This is a genomic window from Burkholderia sp. AW49-1, assembly GCF_053427845.1.
Genome location: NZ_JBSAXF010000008.1, coordinates 137,616 through 163,947 on the forward strand (window position 1 = coordinate 137,616; position 26,332 = coordinate 163,947).

The 26,332-nt window shown below is 68.4% G+C and carries 18 protein-coding genes, 1 tRNA gene and 2 riboswitches; of the genes, 7 read left to right on the plus strand and 12 right to left on the minus strand.

The annotated features are described in order from the left end of the window. Nucleotides 1–9 precede the first annotated feature (9 nt). The 6 genes from ACV22W_RS15145 to ACV22W_RS15170 all read right to left on the minus strand — a co-directional run bounded on the left by ACV22W_RS15145 (nucleotide 10) and on the right by ACV22W_RS15170 (nucleotide 8,023). Entirely contained in the window at nucleotides 10–1,146 is a 1,137-nt protein-coding gene (locus ACV22W_RS15145; RefSeq protein ID WP_448020192.1) for an alginate lyase family protein, read from the minus strand. Nucleotides 1,147–1,297: 151 nt separating this feature from the next. Further along, complete coding sequence (gcvP, locus tag ACV22W_RS15150; RefSeq protein WP_448020194.1) at nucleotides 1,298–4,225, minus strand: aminomethyl-transferring glycine dehydrogenase; 2,928 nt, start codon at nucleotides 4,223–4,225, stop codon at nucleotides 1,298–1,300. A gap of 61 nt (nucleotides 4,226–4,286) precedes the next feature. Continuing rightward, nucleotides 4,287–4,667: a glycine cleavage system protein GcvH gene (gene gcvH, locus ACV22W_RS15155; RefSeq protein WP_060106315.1), complete on the minus strand. Its 381-nt coding sequence runs from the start codon at nucleotides 4,665–4,667 to the stop codon at nucleotides 4,287–4,289. A 127-nt stretch (nucleotides 4,668–4,794) separates the two neighbouring features. After that, nucleotides 4,795–5,913 (minus strand): glycine cleavage system aminomethyltransferase GcvT, encoded by a 1,119-nt coding sequence (gene gcvT / locus ACV22W_RS15160; protein ID WP_448020195.1) that lies wholly within the window; start codon nucleotides 5,911–5,913, stop codon nucleotides 4,795–4,797. An 84-nt stretch (nucleotides 5,914–5,997) separates the two neighbouring features. Then, nucleotides 5,998–6,131: riboswitch (glycine riboswitch) on the minus strand. A 32-nt stretch (nucleotides 6,132–6,163) separates the two neighbouring features. After that, nucleotides 6,164–6,268: riboswitch (glycine riboswitch) on the minus strand. 123 nt (nucleotides 6,269–6,391) lie between these two features. After that, nucleotides 6,392–6,760 (minus strand): hypothetical protein, encoded by a 369-nt coding sequence (locus tag ACV22W_RS15165; RefSeq protein ID WP_059531112.1) that lies wholly within the window; start codon nucleotides 6,758–6,760, stop codon nucleotides 6,392–6,394. A gap of 210 nt (nucleotides 6,761–6,970) precedes the next feature. After that, the gene (locus ACV22W_RS15170; RefSeq protein ID WP_448014736.1) at nucleotides 6,971–8,023 is read right to left on the minus strand and encodes an oxidoreductase; all 1,053 of its coding nucleotides are present in this window, start codon (nucleotides 8,021–8,023) and stop codon (nucleotides 6,971–6,973) included. Between the two features lie 246 nt (nucleotides 8,024–8,269). Here ACV22W_RS15170 and ACV22W_RS15175 point away from each other — a divergent pair, with 246 nt between their 5' ends. Further along, nucleotides 8,270–8,977 (plus strand): SGNH/GDSL hydrolase family protein, encoded by a 708-nt coding sequence (locus ACV22W_RS15175; RefSeq protein ID WP_448020198.1) that lies wholly within the window; start codon nucleotides 8,270–8,272, stop codon nucleotides 8,975–8,977. 21 nt (nucleotides 8,978–8,998) lie between these two features. On the opposite strand, the gene ACV22W_RS15180 is transcribed toward ACV22W_RS15175, so the two are convergent. Beyond that, a complete protein-coding gene (locus tag ACV22W_RS15180; protein ID WP_448020200.1) occupies nucleotides 8,999–9,793 on the minus strand; it encodes an FkbM family methyltransferase in 795 nt (264 codons plus the stop codon). Nucleotides 9,794–9,878: 85 nt separating this feature from the next. Further along, the gene (locus ACV22W_RS15185) at nucleotides 9,879–11,318 is read right to left on the minus strand and encodes a tetratricopeptide repeat protein (RefSeq protein WP_448020201.1); all 1,440 of its coding nucleotides are present in this window, start codon (nucleotides 11,316–11,318) and stop codon (nucleotides 9,879–9,881) included. 367 nt (nucleotides 11,319–11,685) lie between these two features. Here ACV22W_RS15185 and ACV22W_RS15190 point away from each other — a divergent pair, with 367 nt between their 5' ends. Beyond that, nucleotides 11,686–13,773: a UvrD-helicase domain-containing protein gene (locus tag ACV22W_RS15190; protein WP_448020202.1), complete on the plus strand. Its 2,088-nt coding sequence runs from the start codon at nucleotides 11,686–11,688 to the stop codon at nucleotides 13,771–13,773. Nucleotides 13,774–13,863: 90 nt separating this feature from the next. On the opposite strand, the gene ACV22W_RS15195 is transcribed toward ACV22W_RS15190, so the two are convergent. Further along, nucleotides 13,864–14,763 (minus strand): c-type cytochrome, encoded by a 900-nt coding sequence (locus ACV22W_RS15195; protein ID WP_448020204.1) that lies wholly within the window; start codon nucleotides 14,761–14,763, stop codon nucleotides 13,864–13,866. A gap of 252 nt (nucleotides 14,764–15,015) precedes the next feature. Between ACV22W_RS15195 and ACV22W_RS15200 the strand changes: the two genes are divergently transcribed. The 4 genes from ACV22W_RS15200 to ACV22W_RS15215 all read left to right on the plus strand — a co-directional run bounded on the left by ACV22W_RS15200 (nucleotide 15,016) and on the right by ACV22W_RS15215 (nucleotide 22,447). Continuing rightward, nucleotides 15,016–15,091: transfer RNA gene (locus ACV22W_RS15200), tRNA-Arg, on the plus strand. 406 nt (nucleotides 15,092–15,497) lie between these two features. After that, nucleotides 15,498–17,351, plus strand: a complete 1,854-nt coding sequence (locus tag ACV22W_RS15205; protein WP_448020205.1) for an O-linked N-acetylglucosamine transferase, SPINDLY family protein — start codon at nucleotides 15,498–15,500, stop codon at nucleotides 17,349–17,351. A 55-nt stretch (nucleotides 17,352–17,406) separates the two neighbouring features. Further along, nucleotides 17,407–19,917 (plus strand): tetratricopeptide repeat protein, encoded by a 2,511-nt coding sequence (locus ACV22W_RS15210; protein WP_448020207.1) that lies wholly within the window; start codon nucleotides 17,407–17,409, stop codon nucleotides 19,915–19,917. 40 nt (nucleotides 19,918–19,957) lie between these two features. Further along, complete coding sequence (locus ACV22W_RS15215; RefSeq protein ID WP_448020208.1) at nucleotides 19,958–22,447, plus strand: tetratricopeptide repeat protein; 2,490 nt, start codon at nucleotides 19,958–19,960, stop codon at nucleotides 22,445–22,447. A gap of 152 nt (nucleotides 22,448–22,599) precedes the next feature. On the opposite strand, the gene ACV22W_RS15220 is transcribed toward ACV22W_RS15215, so the two are convergent. The 3 genes from ACV22W_RS15220 to ACV22W_RS15230 all read right to left on the minus strand — a co-directional run bounded on the left by ACV22W_RS15220 (nucleotide 22,600) and on the right by ACV22W_RS15230 (nucleotide 25,376). Continuing rightward, the gene (locus ACV22W_RS15220; protein WP_448020210.1) at nucleotides 22,600–22,899 is read right to left on the minus strand and encodes a flagellar protein FliT; all 300 of its coding nucleotides are present in this window, start codon (nucleotides 22,897–22,899) and stop codon (nucleotides 22,600–22,602) included. A 40-nt stretch (nucleotides 22,900–22,939) separates the two neighbouring features. Next, nucleotides 22,940–24,373 carry a flagellar filament capping protein FliD gene (fliD, locus tag ACV22W_RS15225; protein WP_448020212.1) on the minus strand — a complete coding sequence of 478 codons (1,434 nt, stop codon included), beginning with the start codon at nucleotides 24,371–24,373 and terminating at the stop codon, nucleotides 22,940–22,942. 184 nt (nucleotides 24,374–24,557) lie between these two features. Then, complete coding sequence (locus ACV22W_RS15230) at nucleotides 24,558–25,376, minus strand: flagellin domain-containing protein (protein WP_059508662.1); 819 nt, start codon at nucleotides 25,374–25,376, stop codon at nucleotides 24,558–24,560. 547 nt (nucleotides 25,377–25,923) lie between these two features. Between ACV22W_RS15230 and rpsU the strand changes: the two genes are divergently transcribed. Next, entirely contained in the window at nucleotides 25,924–26,136 is a 213-nt protein-coding gene (gene rpsU, locus ACV22W_RS15235) for a 30S ribosomal protein S21 (RefSeq protein ID WP_006401410.1), read from the plus strand. The last annotated feature ends 196 nt before the right edge of the window (nucleotides 26,137–26,332 follow it).

The following is a 26,332-nucleotide window of genomic DNA, read 5'->3' on the forward strand; positions in this document are numbered from 1 at the left end:
AGAATAGTGCTAACGCGCCTGCAATGGCAGGCACGCGGCGAGCCATGCGGGCGGATTGGGGGAAAGCTGCCGCGCGACGCGGGCATAACGCCCGTCGAGCCGCGCGGCCAGATGAAAGAGTTCAGTGGCGTTTTTCGGGTCCCACTGCCCCGTGTAGCCCGGCAAGCCGGCTTCGCGGCGCTTCGCGTCGAACGGCACCGGCGAATTCACGAATTCCTCGTGCGTCTTTTCGCCGAGCGCGTACGGCACGAGCCAGTCGAGCGCGGCCGCGAGCGTCGCGCCGTTCGCGCCGCGCTCGCGCAGCCAGTTGCGGTTGAAGCGGCGCGCGGCGAGCGCGGCCGTCACCAGCGGCTGGAGGTCGTACACCGCGTAGTGCAGCGCGTCGCGTTCCTCGAAATCCCAGGTCTTGCCGTCCGCGCCGATGTTGTCGGCGAGATGCTCGACGAACAGCCGCTGCGCGGCGTTCATCATCTTGCGGTCGCCGAGCGTGAACGCGGACAGCGCAATCAGCTTGATCCGGTGGCTTTGCCAGTTGTTGCGCCAGGTGCCGGCGAGCGGGCGCTTCTGCGCGTCGATCTGCGCGACGTAACCGGCGCCCAGCTTCGCGATGAACGCCGCCGTCGCGTTGCGCGTCTTGACCGGCAGCGCGCTCGCCGTCATGTCGTACGCGACGATCAGGCTGTCGAAGCGCGTCTCGTCGATCGGGTTGAAGCTCGGCTGGTAGGTCGACACCCACGCGGACAGGAAGCGGTCGACGAGTTGCAGGTAACGCGGCGCATTGGTCACGCGCCACGCGAGCGCGGCGTCGCGCATCAGCTCCATGTCCTTGAGCGCGTCGGCGCTCTGGTCGTAGATGCCTTCGTGCGGCAGCGTGCCTTCGGTGTGCACGCGCGGCAACGCCTTCGGCTGCTCGCCGATACGTGCGTCGACGCTGCGGATCAGCGCTTGCACGCCCGGCTCGGCCTGCGTCGTCTCGCTCGCCTGCAACGCGGGCGCCGCGCAGAAATTCATCGCCGCGCGCGCGCTGCCCGCCGTGCCGAGGCCGGCGGCGGCAAACGACAGCGATGCGACGAGCAGCGGCACGAAGCGGCGCGCGCGCGGCTGCTCCTGCGTTGCACCATGGCCCGGAAACGTCGGACGCACCATGCGGAACTCCTTGGTTGGCTGGATCGCGTGTGATGTTAGCCGGATTGAGGGGCAAGCGTGAATCGATCGGGCCGGCGGCGAACGCAAAAACCGCACGCAACCGGCGGTTGCGTGCGGTGCGGTCACGGCCGGACTCCGGTGCGCGCGGGCGTTATGCGTATTCCGACATCGGCACGCACGAGCAGAACAGGTTGCGGTCGCCGTAGGCGTTGTCCGCACGGCCGACGGGCGGCCAGTACTTGTTCGTGCCGAGCGATGCGACCGGGTACGCGGCTTGCTCGCGCGAGTACGCGTGCGGCCATTCGTTCGCGGTGACGACGGCTGCCGTGTGCGGCGCGTGACGCAGCGGGTTGTCCTCGCGATCGGCGCGGCCTTCCTCGACCGCACGGATTTCATCGCGGATCGCGATCATCGCGGCGATGAAGCGGTCGAGTTCTTCCTGCGATTCCGATTCGGTCGGCTCGACCATCAGCGTGCCCGGCACCGGAAAGCTCATCGTCGGCGCGTGGAAGCCGTAGTCCATCAGGCGCTTCGCGACGTCGTCGACGCTGATGCCGCTGGTTTCCTTGAGCGGACGCAGGTCGAGAATGCACTCGTGCGCGACCAGCCCGCCCGGGCCCGAATACAGCACCGGGTAGTGCGGCGCGAGGCGCTTCGCGATGTAGTTCGCGTTGAGGATCGCGGTTTCGGTGGCGGCGGTCAGGTTCTTCGCGCCCATCATCGCGATGTACATCCACGAGATCGGCAGGATCGACGCCGAGCCGTACGGTGCGGCCGACACCGCGCCGATGCCGTCTTCCGCGCGCGCGTAGCCGGTCGAACGCTGGTTCGGCAGGAACTTCGCGAGGTGCGCGCCGACCGCGACCGGGCCGACGCCCGGGCCGCCGCCGCCGTGCGGGATGCAGAAGGTCTTGTGCAGGTTCAGGTGTGACACGTCGCCGCCGAACTGGCCCGGCGCGGTCAGGCCGACCATCGCGTTCATGTTCGCGCCGTCGACGTACACCTGGCCGCCGTGCGCGTGCACGATCTCGCAGATCTCGCGGACGTTCTGCTCGAACACGCCGTGCGTCGACGGATACGTGATCATGATCGCCGCGAGGTCGTTCGCGTGCTGCTCGGCCTTCGCCTTCAGGTCGGCGATGTCGACGTTGCCCTGCGCGTCGCAGGCGACGACCACGACCTTCATGCCGGCCATGTGCGCGGACGCCGGGTTCGTGCCATGCGCGGATGCCGGGATCAGGCACACGTCGCGATGCGCTTCGCCGCGCGACGCGTGATACGCGTGGATGATCAGCAGGCCCGCGTATTCGCCCTGCGAGCCGGCGTTCGGCTGCAGCGACACGGCCGAGTAGCCGGTGGCCGCGACGAGCATCTGCTCGAGCTGGTCGATCATCTCGCGATAGCCGACGGTCTGCTCGGCCGGCGCGAACGGGTGGATCCGGCCGAATTCGGGCCACGTGACCGGCAGCATTTCCGACGTCGCGTTCAGCTTCATCGTGCACGAGCCGAGCGGGATCATCGAGCGGTCGAGCGCGAGATCCTTGTCCGACAGGCTGCGCAGGTAGCGCAGCATTTCGGTTTCGGAATGGTGGCGGTTGAACACGTGGTGCGTCAGGTACGCGCTCGTGCGTTCGAGGCCGGCCGGCAACGCGGCGACGCCGGCGAGGCCCGCGTCCAGCGCGTCGACGCCCGGCGCGGTGCCGCCCGCGGCCTGCGCGAACACGGCGAGGAGATCGGCGAGGTCGTCGCGGGTCGTCGTTTCGTCGACCGACACGCCGACTTGCGTGTCGCTCACACGGCGCAGGTTGATGCGCTTGGCCTTCGCGAATTCATGGACCTGCGCGGTGCGCGCGCCGGTGTCGATCGTCAGCGTGTCGAAGAACGTGTCGTTGACGGGCGCGAAGCCGAGCTGCTTCACGCCGGCGGCGAACAGCGCCGCGATGCGGTTCACGCGCAGCGCGATCGTCTTCAGGCCGTGCGGGCCGTGGTAGACCGCGTACATGCTGGCCATGATCGCGAGCAGCGCCTGCGCCGTACACACGTTCGACGTCGCCTTCTCGCGGCGGATGTGCTGTTCGCGGGTCTGCAGCGCGAGACGCAGCGCGGGCTTGCCCTGCGCGTCGACGGTCACGCCGACGAGACGGCCCGGCATCTGGCGCTTGAATTCGTCACGCACGGCCATGTAGGCAGCGTGCGGGCCGCCGAAACCCATCGGCACGCCGAAGCGCTGCGTGTTGCCGACCGCGACGTCCGCGCCCCATTCGCCGGGCGGCGTCAGCACGGTCAGCGCGAGCAGGTCGGCCGCGACGACGACATGGCCGCCCGCCGCGTGGATCGCGTCGGTGAGTGCGCGGTAGTCGCGCACGTCGCCGTTCACGCCCGGGTACTGGAGCAGCACGCCGAACGCGTTGGCCTGCACGGCGTCGGCCGCCGGGCCCGTCTTGACCTCGATGCCGATCGGCAGCGCGCGCGTGCGGATTACTTCAAGGGTTTGCGGCAGCACGTCGTCGGCGACGTAGAACACGTTCGACGCCGGCTTGCCGGTGCGCTGCAGCAGTGTCATCGCTTCGGCCGCGGCCGTTGCTTCGTCGAGCAGCGACGCGTTCGAGATCGCGAGGCCCGTCAGGTCGGCGACCATCTGCTGGAAGTTCAGGAGCGCCTCGAGGCGACCCTGGGAAATTTCGGGCTGGTACGGCGTGTAGGCCGTGTACCACGCCGGGTTTTCGAGCACGTTGCGCAGGATCACGGCCGGCGTGTGCGTGTCGTGGTAACCCTGACCGATGTACGAGCGGAACACCTGGTTCTTGTCCGCGAGGGCGCGCAGCGCGGCGAGGGCTTCGGCCTCGCTCTTCGGTTGCGCGAACGGGCCGAGCGGCAGCGTTTCGGCGCGGCGGATCGAGGCCGGGATCACGGCGTCGATCAGGGCGGCGCGCGACGCGAAGCCGAGCGTGTCGAGCATGGCCTGCTGGCTGGCGGCATCGGGGCCGATGTGGCGTTCTGCGAACGCGTCGTGCGTTTCGAGCGCGGCGAGCGAGAGGGGCGTGCGGTTCATCAGGCGGTCCGGGTGTTCGAGCTTCATGGCGTGACTCTGGTCCCGCGCGGGCCGGCTGGCCGGCCCCGCGCGGTTCGGGTAGGGAAAATTAGTCGATCAGCTTGCTGTAGGCGTCGGCGTCGATCAGCTTGTCGGTCGAGGCGCCGGCCGCGAGCTTGATCTTGAAGAGCCACGTGCCGTATGCGTCGCTGTTCACTTCTTCCGGCGAGTCGGCGGCTTCTTCGTTGATGGCGATGACTTCGCCGGACACCGGCGAGTAGATGTCGGATGCCGCCTTCACCGATTCGACGACGCCGACGGCGTCGCCCGCGTTCACCGACTTGCCGACTTGCGGCAGTTCGAGGAAAACGATGTCGCCGAGCGTGCTCTGCGCGTGATCGGTGATGCCGACCGTCAGCGTGCCGTCGGCTTCGGTGCGGATCCACTCGTGTTCGTCGGTGTACTTCAGATCGGCCGGGACGTTGCTCATCGGATGCTCCTGGATAAAAGGGTGTGTTCGTTATGCTGGCGCGCCGCCGGGACGCGCCGGGGTGTGGTTGCGCCGGGCGCCATTTCCCGGCTTCCCGGGAGGCGGCCTCCCGGTCGCCTCTCGGTCGTTACGCAGCGAGGACCTTGCCGTTGCGCACGAACGGCAGTTTTACCACGCGCGCGGGAAGTTGCTTGTCACGAATCTGCACATGAACGATGTCGCCGACCTGGACGGCCGCCGGCACGCGCGCGAACGCGATCGATTCCTGCATCGACGGCGAGAACGTGCCGCTCGTGATCTCGCCTTCGCCGTGCGGCGTGACGACCTTCTGGTGCGCGCGCAGCACGCCGCCCGCCTTGCCGTTTTCCTTCTGCAGGATCAGGCCGACGAACGCGGCGCGCGAGCCGTCGCGCTCGAGCGCGGCGCGGCCGACGAACTCGCGCGGCGCCGACAGGTCGACCGTCCACGCGAGGCCTGCGTCGAGCGGGGACACGGTGTCGTCCATGTCCTGGCCGTACAGGTTCATGCCGGCCTCGAGGCGCAGCGTGTCGCGCGCGCCGAGCCCGCAGGGGCGCACGCCGTTTTGCTGCAGGGCGGCCCACAGCGCTTCGACGTGCACGGCCGGGACGATCACTTCGAAGCCGTCTTCGCCGGTGTAGCCGGTGCGCGCGACGGTGAGGTCGCCGAACGGCGTGCCGGCGACCTGCGCGGCGTTGAACGGCTTCAGTTCGCTGGTCGCGGCACGCGCGGCGGGCACCGTCGTCCAGACCTTTTCACGGGCGTTCGGGCCCTGAACGGCGACGATCGCGAAATCGCGGCGCGGCGCGATGGTCAGGCCGTAGCCGCCTTGTTCGTTGAGCTGGTTGAACCACGCGATGTCCTTCTCGGCCGTGCCGGCGTTGACGACGACGCGGAAGAAGTCTTCGGTGAAGTAATAGACGATCAGGTCGTCGACGACGCCGCCCTGCGGATTGAGCAGGCACGAGTAGAGCGCCTTGCCGGGGGTCTTGAGCTTGCCGACGTTGTTGGCGATCGCGTGTTCGAAGAACGCGCGCACGCGGCTGCCGGTGAAATCGACGACGCACATGTGCGACACGTCGAACATGCCGGCGTCGGTGCGCACGGCTTCGTGTTCTTCGATCTGCGAGCCGTAGTTGACGGGCATGTCCCAGCCGCCGAAGTCGACCATGCGGGCATTGAGCGCGCGGTGCGCGGCGTTGAGCGGGGTTTGATTCAGTGCAGTCATCGAGGCCTCAGGCAAGGCGCTTGCGCGCGGGTCAGAACGGCCATGTGCCGACCGTCGCGGCCGTGTGCCTGCGAGCGATGCGATACATGCCCCTCTGTCCTCGATACCTGAGAGATTGCGCCGCGGCCACGAGCCGGCGAACGCGCGCCCCTTCGGTGGGCAGCCTGCCCGTGCTGCAATCGCGCAGCGGGCTACTGCCGCTCTCCAGAGTGCGGGGAGTGCGGTCCGCGCGAAGCGCGGACTGGATTCCCCGACGCGGTCGGTCCTTTTGCCTGAGAGTTTGCGGGTGTGCCCCTTCGGCGGCGCGACCGGCGTTGCCAAGCTACGCGGTCACACGCTCTCCCGACGCGTGCGGGCGACTGTACGCGAGCGGGTCGGCATTGTCAATTTGAGCAAAAGAATGTCGTTTCGCGACAAGCGGCGGCGTGAGGGACGCCGCCGCTTTTGCCGGCACCGGCGGACGCCGGCATGGCCGGTATTACTCGCCGATCGCGCGCGCGGCCGTGTCGAGCTCCTGGTTCAGCACGCGCTGCTCGTCGCCGGACAGGCCGCCGTTGTGCTGGGTCGACATGTCGCTCGCTTCCTGGCGGATCACGTCGAGCCGGTGGTGCAACTGCGCGCCGTACGGCGGCGGGTAGTAGCCGCCGTTGACGCGCGCGTCGATCCGGCGGTGCAGGTTGTCGATCCGGCCCTGGACCTCCAGCAGGCGATCGTTCGCGACGACCTGCGGATTCGGCCGCGGCGGGGGCGGGGGCGCCTGTCGGGCCGGCCGCTGCGGCTGCACGACACAGGCCGCGAGCGAGGAAACCAGGACGCAGCATGCCGCTGCGCGAATCAACCGTTGCATCACATTCTCCTGACGGTTTGGTGTCGGATCGACTTTTTGAGAAACGCATCAGACCGGGCGACCGCTGACTTTCGTTCCCGCACCATTTGTAACGGAATGTTCGGGACCGTGCCGTCGCGGCGGCTGACGCGTGGTCGCTGCCGCTGCCGGGGGCGGCGCGGCGCGACGCGGTGGCCGAGGCCGGGACGGCACCGACCCGGCCGGCGGCCGTCAGACGGTGCGGCGCACGAACGGTACCCGGCGGCCTTCATGCTCGCTTTGCGCGGCGAGCTCGATGATCGTCATCACGTCGACGGCGTCCTGCGGCGTGACCGGGAACGGCGCGCCATCGTGGACCGACGCGGCGAGCGCGCGGTAGAACTCCGCGTACTGGCCGTCGAGCGTCGGCACCGGCCGCTCGACCTCGACTTCGCCGTCGAGCACGCGCAGCACGCCGGGCGGGTTGCCGCCGCCGAACTCGACGTGGTCCGGCGTCAGGCCCGCCTTCAACTGATCTTCCTGCGTGTCGAGCCCGAACTTCTGGTAGCTGCCGCGCGTGCCGTGCAGCGTGAAGCGCGCGGGCTCGATCGCCGACAGCGCGCTCGCGTGCAGCGCGACGTCCTTGTCCGGATAGCCGAGCAGCAGGTGCACGAAATCGGGCGCCGTGCCGTTGTCACGGCGCGTCTTGACCGTGGCGCTGACCGTTTCCGGCAGCCCGAACAGCGCGAGCGCCTGGTCGATCAGGTGCGGCCCGAGGTCGAGCAGCAGGCCGCCGCCGCGTGCCGGCTCCTCGCGCCAGCGCGTGCGCGGGGTCGGCCGGAAGCGGTCGAAGTGCGACGCGAAATACGTGAGCCGCCCGAGTTCACGGGATTCGACGATGCGCCGCACGGTGAGGAAGTCGCCGTCCCAGCGGCGGTTGTGGAACGGCGCGAACAGGCGGCTGCGCGCGTTCGCGAGCCGCGCGAGCGCGAGCGCTTCGTCGGCCGTGAGCGTGACGGGCTTGTCGACGACGACGTGGCGGCCGGCTTCGAGCACCTGGCGGGCGAGCGTGAAGTGCGTGTCGTTCGGTGTGGCGATCACCACGCAGTCGATGTCGTCGAGGCCGAGCAGCGTGTCGAGATCGGGGACGATGCGTGCGCCCGGGTATGCGGCGCGCGCGCGATCGGGCTGCCCCGTCGCGATCGCGGCGACCTCGGTGCGGCCGCTCGTGGCGATCACGGGCGCGTGGAACGTCGCGCCGGCGAAACCGAAACCCATCAAACCAATCCTGAGCAATGACGACATGGCAATCCTTGGCTGCGTACGAGGGGGGCAAAGCGCTGCGGCCACGGGCCGCGCGGACGGCTATTGTGGCACGGCGGCACGCGCGCGAGCGGGCGTTGGCCGAACGGACGGGGAGCCGATGCGCATGCACATGAATGACCTCGGCCGAATGGCGGGATCGCGCCCGCCGGCGCGCGAATCCGACACAATGGGGACCGTTCCGGCGCGTCCCGCGTCGCCTGCTTGCCCCGTTACCGGATCGAAACCATGGGATATCCGCTTGCCACCGCCGCCCTGGGCCCGTTGCTGCTGATGCAGGGGCGGCGCGTGCGCCGCGTCACGCCGCGGCTCGCCGAGGCGGCCGGCCCGCGCGACGGCACGGCCGGCGACGGGCCACCGCTGCGCGTGCTGGTGCTGGGCGATTCGGCTGCCGCGGGCGTCGGTGTCGCGTCGCAGCGCGACGCGCTGTCGGGGCAGCTCGCCCGCGCGCTTGCGGCATCGCACCGCGTGAGCTGGAAAGTGCTGGCGCGCACGGGGCTGACCGCCGAGGAGCTCGTCGACTGGCTTGCCGCCGAGCCGGCGCAGCCGTTCGATGTGGCGGTGACGTCGCTCGGCGTGAACGACGTGACGGGCGGCGTGTCGCCGGCGCGCTGGCGTGCCGCGCAGGCGGCGCTCGTCGAGCTGCTCGCCGCGCGATTCGGGGTCGCGCACGTGATCCTGTCGGCGGTGCCGCCGATCGAGCGTTTTCCGGCGCTGCCGCAACCCCTCGCGTGGTATCTCGGCCTGCGCGCGAAGCGGCTCAACGCGACGCTCGCCGAGTGGGCCGCGACGCAATCGCGCTGTACGTTCCTGCGTGTCGCGCTGCCGCTCGAGCCGCACCTGATGGCGGCGGACGGCTTTCATCCCGGCGCGGCAGCGTGCGCCGCGTGGGCCGCGCAGGCCGCCGACGCGCTCAGGCAGCGCCTGCGCGCGTGACGGTGCGCCGGGGCCGAACCGTCAGCGGGTGCGGTTCATCCGGATCACGCCGTCGGCGCCCGTCTCGAAGCTGACCTGCCGCGCGAACGACGGATGCTGCGCGACGAGCTCGTCGCCCATCGCGAACCACGTGTAGCCGAGCGTCTGCAGGTAGTCGAGCAGCGCGGCGCGCTTTTCCGAGAACCATTCGAGGTTCCACGCCTCGAGCAGCAGCGGCGGAAAGCCGTGCCGTTCGAGGAAGGCCGTGCCGCCTTTCAGCACGTCGAGTTCGAGGCCTTCGACATCGATCTTGATCAGCGACGGCGACTTCGGGAAGTTCAGCGTGTCGAGCCGGGCGATCGGCACGTCGCTCGGCTGCTGGCTCGCGACGGTCTCGACCGAGTTGCGGCGCAGGTTGAACTGCTCGTCGAGGGAGAAGCCGCCGATGTTGATCGAACGCGAATAGTCGATCGCGGGCAGCGGGATGATGCCGTCCTGGTTGCCGATCGCGACGTTGAACGCGTGCACGTTCTCGAGCCGGTTCAGGAACACGTTGCCGCACAGCTGGTAATAGACGATGCGCTGCGGCTCGAACGCGTAGACCATGCCGCCCTGCGCGGCGATGCTCTTGGCGATCGGCACCGCGTAGGCGCCGAGGTTCGCGCCGATGTCGAGGACCAGCGGCGCCTCCTCGTTCGCGTAGAACATCTGGCTGATGGTCAGCAGCGATGCGTCCCAGGAGCCGTTGTAATAGAGGTTCGCCGAAATCGCGTCCCGGGTCGCGAACAGCAGGTAATCGGCGTTGTCGGTCTTGACGAGGTTGACTCTGGGTAGCATGGCGCGAGGTGTCAGGGTTGTCGGGCGAAGAGGGCGGCGTGCACGCATGGCGCGGCGATGCACCGATGCTCGCCGCCGCCACGTGTCAGGCCAGGTAGTTCGACCACTTCTGGTGTTCGCGGTAGTACTGCTCCTCCGCGTCCGTCAGGCCGGTCTCCTTGTACCAGGGCACGTGCTTGCAGGTGTAGCGGCCCGCGAACCGGACGCCGCACAGATGCGAGTCGCGGCGGAAGTAGCGCTTGTTGTAGACGGCGAACGTCGTATCGATCGGCGCGTTGTAGATCGGGTCGCCGCCCGCCGTGCTGCCGATCTGGTGGCGCCAGAAGTTCGCTTCCCATTCGAGCGTCGTGTATTGGCGGTCGCCGCAGAAGAGCGTCGTTTCCTTCATCAGCTCCGGTTGCGAGATGTCGAGCGCGAAGCCGGCCTTGCCGGTCTGGAACGCTTCGGTCGCGTCGATCAGTTCGAACAGGAATTCGGGCGGCAGCGCGTCGTTCAGTTCGAGGTCCGGATCGGTGACGCAGAAGAGGTCCGGCAGGCGCGCGTAGTTCGCGTCCGACAGGAACAGGTCGCGCGGGCCCGCGTTGCGATCCAGGCGCACGACGGTCACGTCGTCCTGCACGCTTTCCAGGAACGCGAGCATGTCCGGCGCGCTCGACGCGTTGTCGACGATCACGATGTTGCGCAGGCCGCGCGCCTTCAGCTGGGCCACCATCCGGCGCGTATAGGTCGGATTGTTGAAGGTCGGGATCAGCACCGGCACCGTGGCGACCAGGCCGCCCGCGAAATGCCGGAACTGACGGCTGCCCGGCAGCGTCGTGCAGAGCGTCGCGTTCGGCACCAGCGGCATCGAGACGGGCTGCGGCGCCGGCGCGGATTGCATCACGTGCGCCTCGAGGTCGGCGAGGTCCTGCCGGGTGTCGGCGTCGTCGGGCATCAGCGCGGCGGCCTTGCGCATCGGCGCGAGGGCTTCCGCGTGGCGCTCCTGCTGAACCAGCGTGACGGCCAGCGCCCGCCAGCCGAGCCCGACGTCGGGCATCCATTCGGTCAGCTGGGTCGCGATGCCTTCGGCCTGCGCGAATTGCCGCTTGTCGAGCAGCGCGGCGAGCGTGTTCATGAATTCGGAGAGCACGGCCGCCAGCTCGTCGGCGGAGGCCGACGGCGCATCGGCCGCCGCGAGTTCGAGCGACAGCGCGTCGATGCCGTGCGTGCGGGCCTGCGCGACCAGCGCGCGCGCCGCATCCATCTGGTTGTCGCGCGTCAGCGCGTCGATGCACGCGATCCAGTAGCGCCGCTGCGACGGCTCGGTCGCCACCGCGGCCCGGAAGTGCCGCAGCGCGGCGTCGCGCCGGTCGAGCTGTTCGAGCACCGTCGCGAGGCGGAGGTGCGAATCGGCGTGTTCGGGATGCGCTTGCAGGATCTGGCGGTAGGCCTGCTCCGCGTCCTGAAGCGAGCCGGCGGCGTGAAGCGCGGCGGCACGGGCCAGCTCGGCCTCGGAGACGGGAGCGGCAATGACGGTGTCATTCATGGCGGCGGAAGTCGATGACGGCGAATGAAGGGGCGGCGGCGCGTACTCGCCGACGTTTCGCGTATGTTGCCGCCGGGGGCCGCGCGACGATGGACCAAACAGAGGGGAGATTTGCTGCCTGTTCGGATGTTCGGCGGCCGTCCGCCGGCGCGGGCAGCGCACGGAAAGCGCGTGGGGAAGGGGTGCGGGAAAAGGGGCGCGAAGCCCGCCGGTGTTGCGCGTCGCCACCCGGCGGCATCGTCAGCCGCCGGCCGCCGCCGACGTGTTAACATGCGCGTCCTGCCCCGCGTGTCCGCCTGCAATCCAGGCCTGCCGCGCGCGGCATCCTCCCGGCGTTCCGCCGTCAACCGCAACATCATCCGTCATCATGTCCGCAGGCCTCAACCCCGCTCAGAACGAAGCGGTGCGCTACCTCGACGGTCCCTGCCTCGTGCTCGCCGGCGCGGGCAGCGGCAAGACCCGCGTGATCACGCAGAAGATCGCGCACCTGATCGAAGCGAAAGGTTTCGAGCCGCGCCACATCGCGGCCGTCACGTTCACGAACAAGGCCGCGGCCGAAATGCGCGAGCGCGTGTCGAAGCTGCTGGAGGGCAAGACGCTCACCACGCCCGGCAAGGAAGGCCGCAAGGTGCCCGTCAACCAGCTCACCGTGTGCACGTTCCACTCGCTCGGCGTGCAGATCCTGCGCCAGGAGGCCGAGCACGTCGGCCTGAAGCCGCAGTTCTCGATCATGGATTCGGACGACTGCTTCGGGATGATCCAGGAGCAGATCGGCACCACCGACAAGGGCCTGATCCGCAAGATCCAGAGCACGATCTCGCTGTGGAAGAACGGCCTGATCATGCCCGATGAGGCGATGACGATCGCGGCCAACGAGGACGAGCATCAGGCTGCGCTGGTCTACCGCAACTACGTCGCGACGCTGCACGCGTACCAGGCGGTCGACTTCGACGACCTGATCCGCCTGCCGGCCGAGCTGTTCGCGAAGAACGAGCAGGTGCGCGACCGCTGGCAGAACAAGCTGCGCTACCTGTTGATCGACGAATACCAGGACACCAACGCGTGCCAGTACGAGCTGCTCAAGCTGCTCGCCGGCCCGCGCGCCGCGTTCACGGCGGTGGGCGACGACGACCAGGCTATCTACGGCTGGCGTGGCGCGACGCTCGAGAACCTCGCACAGCTCGGCAAGGATTTCCCGAAGCTGCACGTGATCAAGCTCGAGCAGAACTACCGGTCGACGGTGCGGATCCTGACCGCCGCGAACAACGTGATCGCGAACAACCCGAAGCTGTTCGAGAAGAAGCTGTGGTCCGAGCACGGGATGGGCGACTCGATCACCGTCACGCCGTGCAACGACGAGGAACACGAAGCCGAATCGGTCGTGTTCCGGCTGTCCGCGCACAAGTTCGAGCGGCGCACGCAGTTCCGCGACTACGCGATCCTGTATCGCGGCAACTTCCAGGCGCGAATCTTCGAGCAGGTGCTGCGGCGCGAGCGGATTCCGTACGTGCTGTCGGGCGGCCAGTCGTTCTTCGACAAGGCCGAGATCAAGGACCTGTGCGCGTACCTGCGCCTGATCGCGAACGCCGACGACGATCCCGCATTCATCCGCGCGGTCACGACGCCGCGCCGCGGAATCGGCAACACGACGCTGGAAGCGCTCGGCTCGTTCGCGGGGCAGGCGAAGGTGTCGCTGTTCGAGGCCGTGTACATGGGCGGGATCGAGGCGCGGCTGTCCGCGCGCCAGGTCGAGCCGCTGCGGATGTTCTGCGACTTCATCCAGCGCCTGACCGATCGCGCGGACAAGGAGCCCGCGACCGTCGTGCTCGACGACATGATGGAGGCCATCCACTACGAGGCCTACCTGTACGACGCGTTCGACGAGCGGCAGGCGCAGTCGAAGTGGCAGAACGTGCTCGAATTCCTCGAATGGCTGAAGCGCAAGGGCACCAAGCCCGAGACGGAGGCCGTCGACGGCGAGGCCGACGGCTTCCACAACGCCGACGGGCTCGCCGATACCGGCAAGAACCTGCTCGGCCTGATCCAGACCGTTGCGCTGATGTCGATGCTCGAAGGCAAGGACGAGGATCCGGACGCGGTGCGGCTGTCGACCGTCCATGCGTCGAAGGGGCTCGAGTATCCGCACGTGTTCCTGGTCGGCGTCGAGGAAGGCATCATGCCGCACCGCGGCGGCAGCGAGGACGACGGCCCGATCGACAGCGAGCGGATCGAGGAGGAGCGCCGGCTGATGTACGTCGCGATCACGCGCGCGCAGCGCAGCCTGCACCTGAACTGGTGCAAGAAGCGCAAGCGGGCGCGCGAGACGGTCGTGTGCGAACCGTCGCGCTTCATCCCCGAGATGGGCCTCGACGAAGCGCCGCCGCCGACGCCGGAGGAAGCGCCGATGACGCCGAAGGACCGGCTCGCGAGCCTGAAGGCGCTGTTGCAGAAGTGACGTGCGGGAGGCGGCCGGCCCGGCCGCGCCGGCAAAAGAAAACCCCCGCGATGCGCATCCGCCGCGGGGGTTTTTTCTGGCCGGCAGGCGTTACTTCGACGCGTTGACCATATAGTCGACGGCCGCCTTCACGTCGGCGTCGGACGCGCTCGACCCGCCCTTCGGCGGCATCGCGCCCTTGCCGTGCAGCGCGTAGTTGTAGACGGTATCCATCGAGTCCTTCAGGCGCGGCGCCCAGTCCTCCTTGCTGCCGAACTTCGGCGCGCCGAGCACGCCGGCCGCGTGACACGCCTGGCAGACCTGCGTATACAGCGCCTTGCCGGCCGATGCGGCGTCGGCGCTGGCCGGCGCGGCCGCGGGCTTTTCGCCGGCCTTCGGAATCGCGGCGATCGCGGCCATTGCAGCGGCGGCCTGCGCGTTCGACGCGTCGGTGCCCGACGCGCCTGCCGCACCCGCCGCACCACTCGCCGCCGGCGCCGCATTGGCGGCCGGGGCAGCCGGCTCGGGGAAGTTCGCGCCGTCGTTGTTCGCCATGTAGACGATCGCGCGCGCGATTTCATAGTCGCTGACGTCGTCGGGGTTCGTGCCGCCACGCGGCGGCATCGCGCCCTTGCCCGACAGCGCCGTCTTGAGCAACGTATCGAAGCCCTGCGAGATGCGCGGTGCCCAGTCGTCCTTGTTGCCGAACTTCGGCGCGCCGGCGGCGCCCGTGCCGTGACACGTCACGCACACGGCCTTGTAGACTTCCTCGCCGGTCTTGTATGTGCGGGGCGCGTTGGCGTCCTTCACGTCGACCTTCGCGAGCGGCGCGATCCGCGCGGCGACCTGTTCGTCCGATAGCGCGTCCGTGCCGGCGCCCGAGCGGAACGCATGGTTGGCATAGGTGGCAAACAGGACGATCAGGGCGATCGGAATCGCGAATGATGCGATGACGACGGCAATCAACTGCCCGGGGGTTTTGACGGGGGATTCGTGGGGTGCTTCGCTCATGCTTGCCTCGTCTCCATGAATAGGAATTGTGAGCGCGGTGCAACGGCAAAATGGCAGTCCAATGAAGCACGGACGATTATAGACGGAACGTTTACATCACGGCGAGCGGCGCGAAGGCGCGTGTTTACCCGCACGAATGGGGGCCTGACGGGGATTCTGCGGGCAAGGTGGACGCTTCATGGGAAACCGGGTATCCTTGCCGTCTTGCCAATGGTGGGCGGCCGGTTTATTGGGGTCGTTTCACTGTCACACGCGCCCGTAGCTCAATGGATAGAGTACTGCCCTCCGAAGGCAGGGGTTGCTGGTTCGATCCCAGCCGGGCGCGCCACAATGGCCTGATTCCAGGCACCGAATTTCCCGATCCGTTTTCCGAATTCGCTGAAGCGTCGCATTGCATCGCGCATTCGCTCGCATCCGTGCGACTTTCCCGCGCCGTTTCGCCATCGCCCCGTCTCGCGATGCGACGAATTACGGGCGTTTTGCTCGACTGATCGTCCCTTCGAAACACAGCGAACGTCGCGACAATATCCGCGAGTTTCCTGCCGTCGGCGCCGACGCGCCGGCGTGTCCGCGCCTGCCTTTCATGCGACCCGGCGCCCCCGGCCTGACGGCGGGGGCGCCGGTTGTCGCACGCCGGAAGCGCCGTCCGGGCATCGTCCGGGGCAGTCGCCCGGGCGGCCGGTTCGTCATCCATGCCTATCGCAGACCCAGCGGACCCAGCGGAAGCCCCGCCTATGAACGAAAACCTCCTCGAACGCGGACACCCGTCCGGCGGCGTACGGGAACCGTCCGACGGCCCGTGCGGCGCGGACACGCCAGTCGAGGCGCTGCTGGCGCGCGCGCTGGAACATTACGACGCGGGCCGGCTCGACGCTGCCGAGCGTCTGTGCCGGCAGGTGCGGCAGCGCGAGCCCGAGCGGGCCGAGGCGCTGCACGTGCACGGGCTGGTCGCGTTTCGCCGAGGCGATTTCGACGGCGCGGTCGCGGCGATCGCGGACGCGATCCGGCGCGATCCGCAGGCACGCTATTACTACAACCTGGGCACCGTGATGGCCGCGCACAACCGGCCCGCGGCGGCGGCCGAGTGCTTCCGGCAGGCGCTCGCGCTGCAGCCGGACGATGCGGACGCGTACAACAACCTCGGCAACGCGTTGCGCACGCTTAAGGATTGCGAAGGCGCGGTGGAGGCGCTGGGCACGGCGATCCGGCTGCGGCCCGACCATGCGCAGGCCTACAACAATCTCGCGAACGCGATGCTCGACGCGGGCGAACTGGAGGCCGCGCTTGAAGGCTACCGCGCCGCGATCGCGTTGCGGCCGGATCTGCTCGAGCCGCACGACAACCTGCTGTTCGCGTTGAATTACAGCGCGGCCGCCGCGCCGCACGTTCATTTCGATGCCGCGCGGCGCTACGGCGCGCAGGCCGCCGCGCGAGCGGTGCCGTACCGCTCGTGGCCGACGACCGACGACGCGAGACCGCTGCGGGTCGGCATCGTGTCGGGCGACCTGAAGCATCACCCGGTCGGCTATTTCCTCGAAAGCGTGCTGCGCGCGACCGATCGCACGCGCGTCGTGTTCGTCGCGTATCCCACCCGCGATGTCGAGGACGACCTGACACTGCGGCTGCGCCCGCTGTTCGCGGGCTGGACGAGCCTCGCCGCGCTGAGCGACGACGTCGCGGCCCGGCGGATTCGCGACGATGCGATCGACATCCTGATCGACGCGGCGGGCCACACGATTTTCAACCGGCTCGCGCTGTTCGCGTGGAAGCCGGCGCCGGTGCAGGTTTCGTGGATCGGCTATGTCGCGACCACCGGGCTGGACGCGATCGATTACGTGCTGGGCGATCGCCACGTGCTGCCGACCGACGAGGAAGCGCATTTCGTCGAGCGGCCGTGGCGCCTGCCCGACAGCTACCTGTGCTACACGCCGCCGCGCGACGCGATCGTGCCGGGCCCGCTGCCGCAACTGGCCGGCGGCGCGGTGACGTTCGGCTATTTCGGCAAGCTCGGGAAGATGAGCGACGCGGTCGTGCGCGTCTGGGCGCGGGTGCTCGCGGCGGTGCCCCGGTCGCGGCTGCTGCTCAAGGCGAGCGAGTTGGCCGGCGCGTACGCGGTGCGCCGCACGCGCGAGCGGTTCGCGCAGCACGGCATCGATCCGGCGCGGCTGCTGCTCGAGCCGAATGCGCCGCGCGGCGAATACCTGGCGTCGTACCGTCGCGTCGACGTGATGCTGAGCCCGTTCCCGTATTCGGGCGGCACGACGACCGCCGATGCGTTGTGGATGGGCGTGCCCGTGCTCGGCATCCGGGGCGACCGGTTCGTCACGCACATCTGCGAAAGCCTGCTGCAGACGGTCGGCCTGGCCGACTGGGTCGCACGGGACGAAGACGACTACGTCGCGAAGGCCGCGGCATTCGCGACCGATCCGGCGCAACTGCGGCTGCTGCGGACCGGCCTGCGCATGCAGTTGATCGCATCGCCGCTGTGCAATGCGCCGCGCTTCGCACGGCATCTCGAGGACGCGTTCCACGGAATGTGGGCCCGTCGCGCCGACCGGGCCGGTGACATCGCCCTCCCGCTCGGCTGACTCATCGACCCGACCGCGCTCGAACGACGCAACGACGCAACGACGCAACGACGATATGCAACAGACCACGGACATTCTCGGCGCCGCACTGGCGCATCACCAGGCGGGCCGGCTGGGCGACGCGAAGGCGGGCTACGAGCAGCTGCTCGCGTGCGAGCCCGCGCATCCGGACGCGCTGCATTTCCTCGGACTGCTGACCTGTCAGGCAGGGCAGCCGGAAGAAGGGATCGCGCTGATGCGCCGCTCGATCGACGCGTATCCGAGCGCGATCTATCACAACAACCTGGGCAACGCGCTGCGCGAGCGCGGCCGGCTCGACGATGCGATCGCTCAGTACCGCGAAGCGGTGCAGCGACAGCCGGACTACGCGGAAGCGCACAACAACCTGGGCGATGCGCTGCGCGAGGCGCGACAGCCGGATGCGTCGATGCAGCACTGCGCGCAGGCGATCGCGCTGCGGCCGGATTATGCGCAGGCGTACAACAATCTGGGCAACGCGCTGAAGGATATGGGGCAAGCGGATGCGGCGGTGCTCGCATACGGGAAGGCGATCGAGCATGACCCGCGCTACGCGGACGCGTACAACAATCTCGGCAACGTGCTGACGACGCAGCGCAAGTTCGATGCGGCGGTGGACAGCTATCGCGCGGCCGTCGCGCTGGCCCCGGCCAGCCCGATCGCGCACCGCAATCTCGGCGCGGCGCTGCTTGCGCGCGGCGACCGCGACGAGGCGATCGCGACCTTGCGCCGTCTCGTCGAACTGGCGCCCGCCGACGCGCAGGCGCGCGTCGATCTCGGTACCGCGCTGCTCGACGCAGGGCTGGCCGACGCGGCGATCGAGCAGTTCGAGCGCGCCGCGGAACTGTCGCCGTTGCGCGCCGACGCGCACGCGGGCCTCGCGGAGGTGCTGTACCGCCGGCGGCAGACGGCGCGTGCGGCCCAGTGCATGACGCGTGCGCTCGAGCTGGCGCCCGATCACGGTCCCGCCTACCGCATGCTCGGCGACATGTATCACGATCTGGGCAAGTACGACGCGTCCGTCATGTGCTACCGGGCCGCGACCGAACTCGATGCGAACGACGTCGACGCACATCATCGCTGCGCGATGGTGCTGTTGAAGCAGAACCGTGCCGACGACGCGCTGCATCACGCGCGCGCGGCGCTCGCATTGAACGACCGCGCGGCGCCCGCGCACATGACGCTCGGCGACGTGCTCGGCATGCTCGGCGATGTGGATGGCGAACTCGCGCATTACCGCCGCGCGGTCGAGCTCGACGTGACGAATCCGGTCCTGCACGATCGGCTGATCTTCGCGCTCGCCACGCATCCGTCGATCGACCAGGAAGAGACGCGCCGGGCCGCGCGGCATTTCGGCGAACACGTCGAAGCCGATGCACGGCCGCTCGCGCATGCCGACACCGGCTCGCGCCCGTCGGGCGGACGACTGCGCATCGGCTGGGTGTCGGGCGACCTGGTGACGCATCCGGTCGGCATTTTCCTCGAAGGCGTGCTGGCGCACCTCGATCGACACCGGCTCGAATTGATCGCCTATCCGACTTCGGCGGCGGAAGACGACACGACCGCGCGCCTGAAACCGTATTTCGACGCGTGGCATCCGCTACTCGACCTGTCGGACGAACAGGCGGCGCAGCGGATTCGTGCGGACGGCATCGACGTCCTCGTCGACCTGTCGGGTCACACGGCGCAAAACCGGCTTGGCGTGTTCGCATGGAAGCCCGCGCCGGTGCAGGTCACATGGATCGGCTTCTTCGCGTCGACGGGGCTGCGCGCGATCGACTACGTGCTGGGCGACCGGCATGTGCTGCCGGCCAGCGAGGAAGCGCATTTCGTCGAGCGGCCGTGGCGGCTGCCCGACAGCTATCTGTGCTTCACGCCGCCGCATCCGGCGCTCGACGTCGGTCCGTTGCCGCAACGCGAGAACGGTGTGACGACGTTCGGCTATTTCGGCAAGCTCGGGAAGATGAACGATGCGGTCGTGCGCGTGTGGTCGCGGGTGCTTGCCGCGGTGCCGGGCGCGCGGCTGTTCCTGAAGGCGGGCGAGCTCGACGGCGCGCATGCGGTGCGCCGGACGGTCGAGCGGTTCGCCCGCAACGGGATCGACGCGAGCCGGCTGGTGATGGAAGGCCGCTCGCCGCGCGCCGATTACCTGACGGCGTATCGCCGCGTCGACACGATGCTGAGTCCGTTTCCGTACCCGGGTGGCACGACGACGGCCGAGTCGCTGTGGATGGGCGTGCCGGTGCTCGGGATGAAGGGAGAGCGGTTCGTCACGCACATCTGCGAGAGCGTGCTGCAGACGGTCGGCCTCGGCGACTGGATCGCACAGGACGAAGACGACTACGTCGCGAAGGCCGTGGCCGCCGCGGCCGATCCGCAGCGGCTCGGGGCGCTGCGACAGGCATTGCGCGCGCGGCTGCTCGCGTCGCCGCTGTGCGACGCGCCGCGCTTCGCGAAACATCTCGAGGAGGCGTTTCACGGGATGTGGATGGACAGGACGAACGCCGGCGCCGACGAGCGGGCCGCCGCGGACGACGAACGGAATTGAGCCGCCCGGCAGGGCGGCGCGCGAACGACGAAACGACGACATGCAACAGACCACGGACATTCTCGGCGCCGCACTGGCGCATCACCAGGCGGGCCGGCTGGGCGACGCGAAGGCGGGCTACGAGCAGCTGCTCGCGTGCGAGCCCGCGCATCCGGACGCGCTGCATTTCCTCGGGCTGCTGACCTGTCAGGCAGGTCAGCCGGAAGAAGGAATCGCGCTGATGCGCCGCTCGATCGACGCGTATCCGAGCGCGATCTATCACAACAACCTGGGCAACGCGCTGCGCGAGCGCGGCCGGCTCGACGATGCGATCGCTCAGTACCGCGAAGCGGTGCAGCGACAGCCGGACTACGCGGAAGCGCACAACAACCTGGGCGATGCGCTGCGCGAGGCGCGACAGCCGGATGCGTCGATGCAGCACTGCGCGCAGGCGATCGCGCTGCGGCCGGATTATGCGCAGGCGTACAACAACCTGGGCAACGCGCTGAAGGACCTCGGGCAGGCGGACGCGGCGGTGCTCGCATACGGCAAGGCGATCGAGCACGACCCGCGCTACGCCGACGCGTACAACAATCTCGGCAACGTGCTGACGACGCAGCGCAAGTTCGACGCGGCGGTGGACAGCTATCGCGCGGCCGTCGCGCTGAACCCGGGCCGGGCGATCGTGCACGGCAATCTCGGCACCGCGCTGCTCGCACGCGGCGACCTCGACGAATCCATCGCGACGCTGCGCCGGGCGGTCGAACTCGATCCGCTGGATCCGCAGGTTCACAACTGTCTCGGCAGCGCGCTGCGTGAAGCGGGCCGGAACGACGAAGCGATCGAGCATTTCGAACGGGTTGTCGAGCTGTCAGGCGGCGACGTCGACGCACACCTCAACCTGAGCCGGGCGCTGAAGAGCCAGAACCGGATCGAGGAGTCCGTCGAGGCCGGCAAGCGGGCCATCGAGCTGGATCCGCGCCGCGCGGAAGGCTATGTGAACCTGGCCCACGCGTATTACTGGCTGGATCGTGTCGACGACGCGATCGTGCAGTACCGGCATGCGCTCGAATTCGATCCGGATTCGGCGGACATTCACCAGAACCTGTCGATCGCGCTGTGCCAGGCGCGGCGCGTCCATGAAGCGCTGGAAAGCGCGCATGCCGCCGTCGCACTCGAACCCGGCACCGCGCGCCGACACGCGCATCTCGCGGACGTGCTGCGCAAGACCGGCGACGTCGACGCGGCGATCCGGTGCTATCGCCGTGCGCTGGAGTGCGATCCCGACAATCCGGGCACCTACACGTCGCTGCTGTTCTGCCTGGCGGGCCAGACCAACTTCGACCCCGATGCGTACCTGGCGGACGCGCGCGTGTTCGGCGCGCGCATGTCGATGCACGCGCAGCCGTGGCGGCACCAGCCGGCGCCGCTGAACGGGCGCAGGTTGCGTGTCGGCTTCGTATCGGGCGATTTCCGGCGGCACCCGGTCGGCATCTTTCTCGAAAGCGTCGTCGCGCATCTCGATCGGTCGCGGCTCGAACTGGTCGCGTTCACGACGTTCGATACCGAGGACGACTACACCGCGCGGCTGAAGCCGCATTTCGACGGCTGGCATCGCATCACGGATCTCGGGACGGAGCAGACGGCCCGACGCATCCACGAGGAGCGGATCGACGTGCTCGTCGATCTGGCAGGGCATACGGCGCACAATCGGTTGCCTGCCTTTGCGTGGAAGCCGGCGCCGATCCAGGTGAGCTGGCTCGGCTTTTTCGCGTCGACCGGCATCGCGGAGATGGACTATTTCCTCGGCGATGCGCACGTGCTGCCGGCCGCCGAGGAAGCGCACTTCGTCGAGCGGCCGTGGCGGCTGCCGGACAGCTACCTGTGCTTCACGCCGCCGCCGTACGACGTGCAGGTTGGCCCGCTGCCGATGCTGCGCAACGGGCACATCACGTTCGGTTGCTTCGGCAAGCTCGTGAAGGTGACCGACGACGTGGTGCGCGTCTGGTCGCGCCTGCTGCACACCGTGCCGGGCGCGAAGCTGCTGCTCAAGGCGTATGAACTCGCGGTCGAGGACATCTGCGACGCGACGCGCGCGCGCTTCGCGGCGCACGGCATCGACGCCGACCGGCTGATCCTCGAGCAGGGCTCGTCGCGCGACGCGTACTTCGCCGCATACAATCGCGCGGACGTGATGCTGAGCCCGTTCCCGTACCCGGGCGGCACGACGACGGCCGAGTCGCTGTGGATGGGCGTGCCGGTACTCGGGATGAAGGGAGAGAGGTTCGTCACGCACATCTGCGAGAGTCTGCTGCATGCGGCGGGCCTCGGCGACTGGATCGCGAGCGACGAAGCGGACTACATCGCGAAGGCCGTCGCGTTCTCCCGTGATCGCGGCGAGCTCGCGGCTATGCGCGCCGGGTTGCGCCAGCAGATGCAGCGTTCGCCGCTCGGCGACGCGAAGCGGTTCGCCCGCCACCTCGAGGACGCGTTCCACGGCATGTGGGACGCGTGGCTCGCCGGCACCCCGGACGACGCGCCGGCGCGGTAAGGGCCGCCACCGGGCGCCGTGTCGCCGGGCATCGCGGCGCGGTGCGGTGCATGCGGACATCCCAAAAAAAGAAGCCGCATCGCTGCGGCTCTTCGAGGAGTGCGCCCTCGCGGGCGTCGTTGTTGTTCTCGTTCGTTACGCGTCGGTGCGGTTCAGCCGAGCATCCCGGTCGACTGATAACGCGATGCCGCGTCGATGCGCTGCAGCGCCAGCCGATGATTCGTCATCAGCCGCTCGCGGCCGGCCTTCGCCTGTTCGGTGATGATCGCGTCGAGCCGCTGGATCTCGCGGACGATCGCGAGCGCATCCGGCGTCTGGTCCGCGTCGAGCGACATCAGCAGCGTGGCGCGTTCGTTCACGAGCGCGGCGGCGCGCTCCCATGCGTCGTGCGAGACGGCGTCCGCGAGCGCGTGCGTGAGCGCCAGCGCGCGTGTCAGCGAAGTATGTTCCATGGCGAGTGGTCCTCGTGGGCGGTGGCCGGATGCCGGTCCGTCACTTGTTGGTGGCGAGCGTGCCGGCGCTGCTCGAACCGCCGAACAGCTGCGTCAGGTACTGCTGGTTGTTCTGCATCTGCGTCATCAGCGTGTTGAGCGCGGTGAACTGCGCGTTGTACTGGGCCGTGAGCGAGTCCTGGTAGTTCTTCAGCTGCGTCGCCTGGTCCTGCAGGTTCGACAGGTCCTTGTTCAGCGAGGCCGTGCGCTGGTCGATCAGGCCGCCCGTCTGCGAGTACGAATTCGCGAAGTTGTTCAGCGAGACCCCGACGCCGTTCGTCGAGTTGAAGATCGCCGAGACGGCCGAGCCGTTGGTCGTGAGTGCGGTCTGCAGCTTCGTGCTGTCGACCGTCAGCGTGCCGTCGGTGTTCAGGTTGATGCCGATCGACGACAGGCTGTAGGTCTTGCCGCCCGTCGTGACGCCGCCGCTGAGCGCGGTCGCGAGGCCGTTCGTGATCGAGTTCAGCATCGCGTCGCCGAGCAGCGGGCCGGCCGTCGAGCCCGACGACGTGGTCGTGTACGACGACAGGCTCGATGCCGTCGTGACGAAGGTCGAGTACGCCTTCGCGAAATTGTTGATCGCCGTCGTGATGCCGGTCGTGTCCTGCGCGATCGTGAGCGTCTGCGTCGTGTTGACCGCGGCGGCCGTCAGGTTCAGCGTGACGCCGGTCAGCGCGTTGGAGATCTGGTTCGTCGCGCTCGTCACGGTGCTGCCGGCGATCGTGATGTTGGCGTCCGCGGCGGGCGTCACCGTGTTGTAGGTCGACTGCGTCGAGTCGAGCTTGCTGTTCAGGCCGGCGCCCGCGGTGATCGACACCGTGTTCGCCGCCCCGGTGTTGTTCGACGAGAGCACCAGGTGCTGGCCGTCGGACGCGTTGATCACGGTGGCCGTCACGCCCGGGTTGTTCGAGGCCTTGTTGATGTTCGCGGCGATCGTGGCGAGCGTGTCGGTCGACGAGACCGACACCTGCATCGAGCCGGTGCCGACGCCGACGGTCAGCGTGCCGCTGCCGATCGTGTCGGACGACGTGAGCGCCGGCGAAGAAATCGAGTTGGCGGTCGCGACCGCGTTGACTTTCACCGTGTACGTGCCGGCCGCCGCACCGCTCGCGGTGGTGGCGGTGAGGCCGGAGCCGCTGGCCGTCGCGGTCAGTGCCGACAGCGCCGTGCCGTCGGTGAGGCCCTTCAGCGCCGTTTGCAGCGCCGCGAGCTGCGATTTGATCTGCCCGATCGCGGACAGTTCGGTGTTGTCGGACGTTTGCTTGTTCGCGAGTGCGGTCGTTTGCGCGGCGGTCTTCGCGGTGACGAGCGCGGAGACGAGCGAATTGACGTCGAGCGACGACTTCGTCGAGCCGCTGATGAGGGACTGCGCAGCCTGCTGGAGCGCGGTGTTCAGGTCGCTGGAGGACGTGGTGGTGGTGGTCGTCGAGGTCATTCGGGTGCTCCGGTCCGCGTCGCCGGACAGGTTCGGGCGAATCGCGCGTCGGTGTCGAACAAGCGCGCAACGGGAGGTGAGCCTCCCGGGTGCGCGATGAAAAGGCGCGGGCGCCGGACCCAGGTCGCGGCGCCCGTGCCGGCGGACGGCGCGTCGCGAGACGCGCGCCGCCGGTCGTGGGGTATTAACCCAGGAGCTTCAGGACCTGCTGCGGCAGCGAGTTCGCTTGTGCCAGCACCGAGATGCCTGCTTGCTGCAGCACTTGCGCCTTGCTCAGGTTCGCCGTTTCCGTCGCGAAGTCCGCGTCGGTGATCTGCGAACGGGCTGCCGACATGTTGGTCGATTGCGTCTGCGTGTTCGTGATGGCCGACTGGAACGTGTTCTGCGTTGCGCCGAGCGTTGCCTGGAACGTGTTGACCTTCGTCAGCACTGCGTCGATCGAGCCCATTGCGGCTTGCGAATCCGTGACGCTCGAAACCGTCAGCGCGGAGAGGCCGAGGTTTGCCGAGTCCCAGCTCTGCGAGCCGAAGTTCGCTGCGATCGTCTGGCCGTTGATTGCGCCGATCTGGAAGCTGACCGTGCCCAGGCCTTGCAGGACGGATTGACCGTTGAACGTCGTTTGCGTTGCGACGCGCGAGATTTCCGTCAGACGGGTCGAGACTTCCGACTGCAGGTTTGCACGTGCGTTGGAGTCGAGCGAGCCGTCGCCTGCTTCAACTGCCAGCTGGCGGATACGTTGCAGGTTGTCGACGATCGACTGGAGCGCGCCGGCGGTCGTCTGGACCATCGAGATGCCGTTGTTCGCGTTCGACACGCCCTGGTTCAGCGCGTTGATCGCGGCCGTCTGGGTCGTCGCGATTGCGAGGCCCGCTGCGTCGTCTGCCGCGCTGTTCACGCGCTTGCCCGACGACAGGCGGTTGATCGCTTGCGACAGCGCGTTTTGCGAGCCCGACAGATTCGTCTGCGTCGACAGCGAAAGGATGTTGGTGTTGATGTTCAGCATTTGCTTCCTCGTTTTGGAAAATGCCTGAGTACAGACAGGATCAGGTTCGTTTTCGGCGTTGCGCTTTATCGCGAGTGGCGCTGCCCGCCTTTCCTGGTTGACGGCGGCACCCGGCGAAAACTTTAGAGGGATGTGTGAGGAAAATCGGGACGGAAGCATGCCGCTGCCGCGAAGTCCGCGCCTGGTATGGCTGGCAGCGATTTTGGCCGGGTTGCGCGACGGTCTCGTTGGATGGTGTATGCGGCCGCGCCGCGCGGGGCGGCGAACCGGGATCGACAAAAGGATAGTTTTGTCTGTGATTTCCTGATATGATGGCGGGCTGAATTGAGATTTTCTGTCAAGCCTGTGCCGTCCCGGCACTCTTGCTGGCAGTCAAACGCGGCGCTGCACGCGGCTTGTGAAGCGTACTCGCGGTGCTTTGTGCCTCTCTTTTCCGGCCTCCGAGGCCGTATTTCCGCTCGTTTCGCCTGTTGTGGGGACGCCCGGATGGCCGGTGCGTGGCGCTTGGCCGCTACGTTTTTGACCGTTTAAGCAATTTAGGAACGACATGACGACGATTCTTCTGAAAGAAAACGAGCCGTTCGAAGTGGCGATTCGCCGCTTTCGCCGTGCTATCGAAAAAAATGGCCTGATCGCTGAACTGCGCGAACGCCAGTCCTACGAAAAGCCGACCGCAGTCCGCAAGCGCAAGAAGGCAGCAGCCGTCAAGCGCCTGCACAAGCGCCTGCGCAGCCAGATGCTGCCGAAGAAGCTCCACTAAGAGCATCTACGGTTCGCCGCGAAACGGCGGAGCGTGCTTCGAAAGAAGCCGCTCCGCCGTTTTGCTTTTCGGGCCGGAAAAAACGGCTTCGATCTCGGGAATCAAGCCTTGGCGGGGCGCCGCCTGGCCGCGACGCGGCGGGTTCGACGGATTGCCGGGCGGTTGCGGGCCGCCGCGGGGTTCGTTCCGAAGTCGT

Bases quoted from the DNA above. Each gene is read 5' to 3' on its own strand.
- ACV22W_RS15190 (WP_448020202.1), top strand. From the start codon at position 11,686: ATGTCCGCAGGCCTCAACCCCGCTCAGAACGAAGCGGTGCGCTACCTC.
- fliD (WP_448020212.1), bottom strand. From the start codon at position 24,373: ATGACCTCGACGACCACCACCACCACGTCCTCCAGCGACCTGAACACC.
- gcvP (WP_448020194.1), bottom strand. From the start codon at position 4,225: ATGAAGCTCGAACACCCGGACCGCCTGATGAACCGCACGCCCCTCTCG.
- ACV22W_RS15205 (WP_448020205.1), top strand. From the start codon at position 15,498: ATGAACGAAAACCTCCTCGAACGCGGACACCCGTCCGGCGGCGTACGG.
- ACV22W_RS15210 (WP_448020207.1), top strand. From the start codon at position 17,407: ATGCAACAGACCACGGACATTCTCGGCGCCGCACTGGCGCATCACCAG.
- ACV22W_RS15175 (WP_448020198.1), top strand. From the start codon at position 8,270: ATGGGATATCCGCTTGCCACCGCCGCCCTGGGCCCGTTGCTGCTGATG.
- ACV22W_RS15185 (WP_448020201.1), bottom strand. From the start codon at position 11,318: ATGAATGACACCGTCATTGCCGCTCCCGTCTCCGAGGCCGAGCTGGCC.
- ACV22W_RS15170 (WP_448014736.1), bottom strand. From the start codon at position 8,023: ATGTCGTCATTGCTCAGGATTGGTTTGATGGGTTTCGGTTTCGCCGGC.
- ACV22W_RS15220 (WP_448020210.1), bottom strand. From the start codon at position 22,899: ATGGAACATACTTCGCTGACACGCGCGCTGGCGCTCACGCACGCGCTC.
- ACV22W_RS15180 (WP_448020200.1), bottom strand. From the start codon at position 9,793: ATGCTACCCAGAGTCAACCTCGTCAAGACCGACAACGCCGATTACCTG.
- gcvT (WP_448020195.1), bottom strand. From the start codon at position 5,913: ATGACTGCACTGAATCAAACCCCGCTCAACGCCGCGCACCGCGCGCTC.
- ACV22W_RS15215 (WP_448020208.1), top strand. From the start codon at position 19,958: ATGCAACAGACCACGGACATTCTCGGCGCCGCACTGGCGCATCACCAG.
- ACV22W_RS15230 (WP_059508662.1), bottom strand. From the start codon at position 25,376: ATGCTGAACATCAACACCAACATCCTTTCGCTGTCGACGCAGACGAAT.
- ACV22W_RS15165 (WP_059531112.1), bottom strand. From the start codon at position 6,760: ATGCAACGGTTGATTCGCGCAGCGGCATGCTGCGTCCTGGTTTCCTCG.
- ACV22W_RS15195 (WP_448020204.1), bottom strand. From the start codon at position 14,763: ATGAGCGAAGCACCCCACGAATCCCCCGTCAAAACCCCCGGGCAGTTG.
- rpsU (WP_006401410.1), top strand. From the start codon at position 25,924: ATGACGACGATTCTTCTGAAAGAAAACGAGCCGTTCGAAGTGGCGATT.
- ACV22W_RS15145 (WP_448020192.1), bottom strand. From the start codon at position 1,146: ATGGTGCGTCCGACGTTTCCGGGCCATGGTGCAACGCAGGAGCAGCCG.
- gcvH (WP_060106315.1), bottom strand. From the start codon at position 4,667: ATGAGCAACGTCCCGGCCGATCTGAAGTACACCGACGAACACGAGTGG.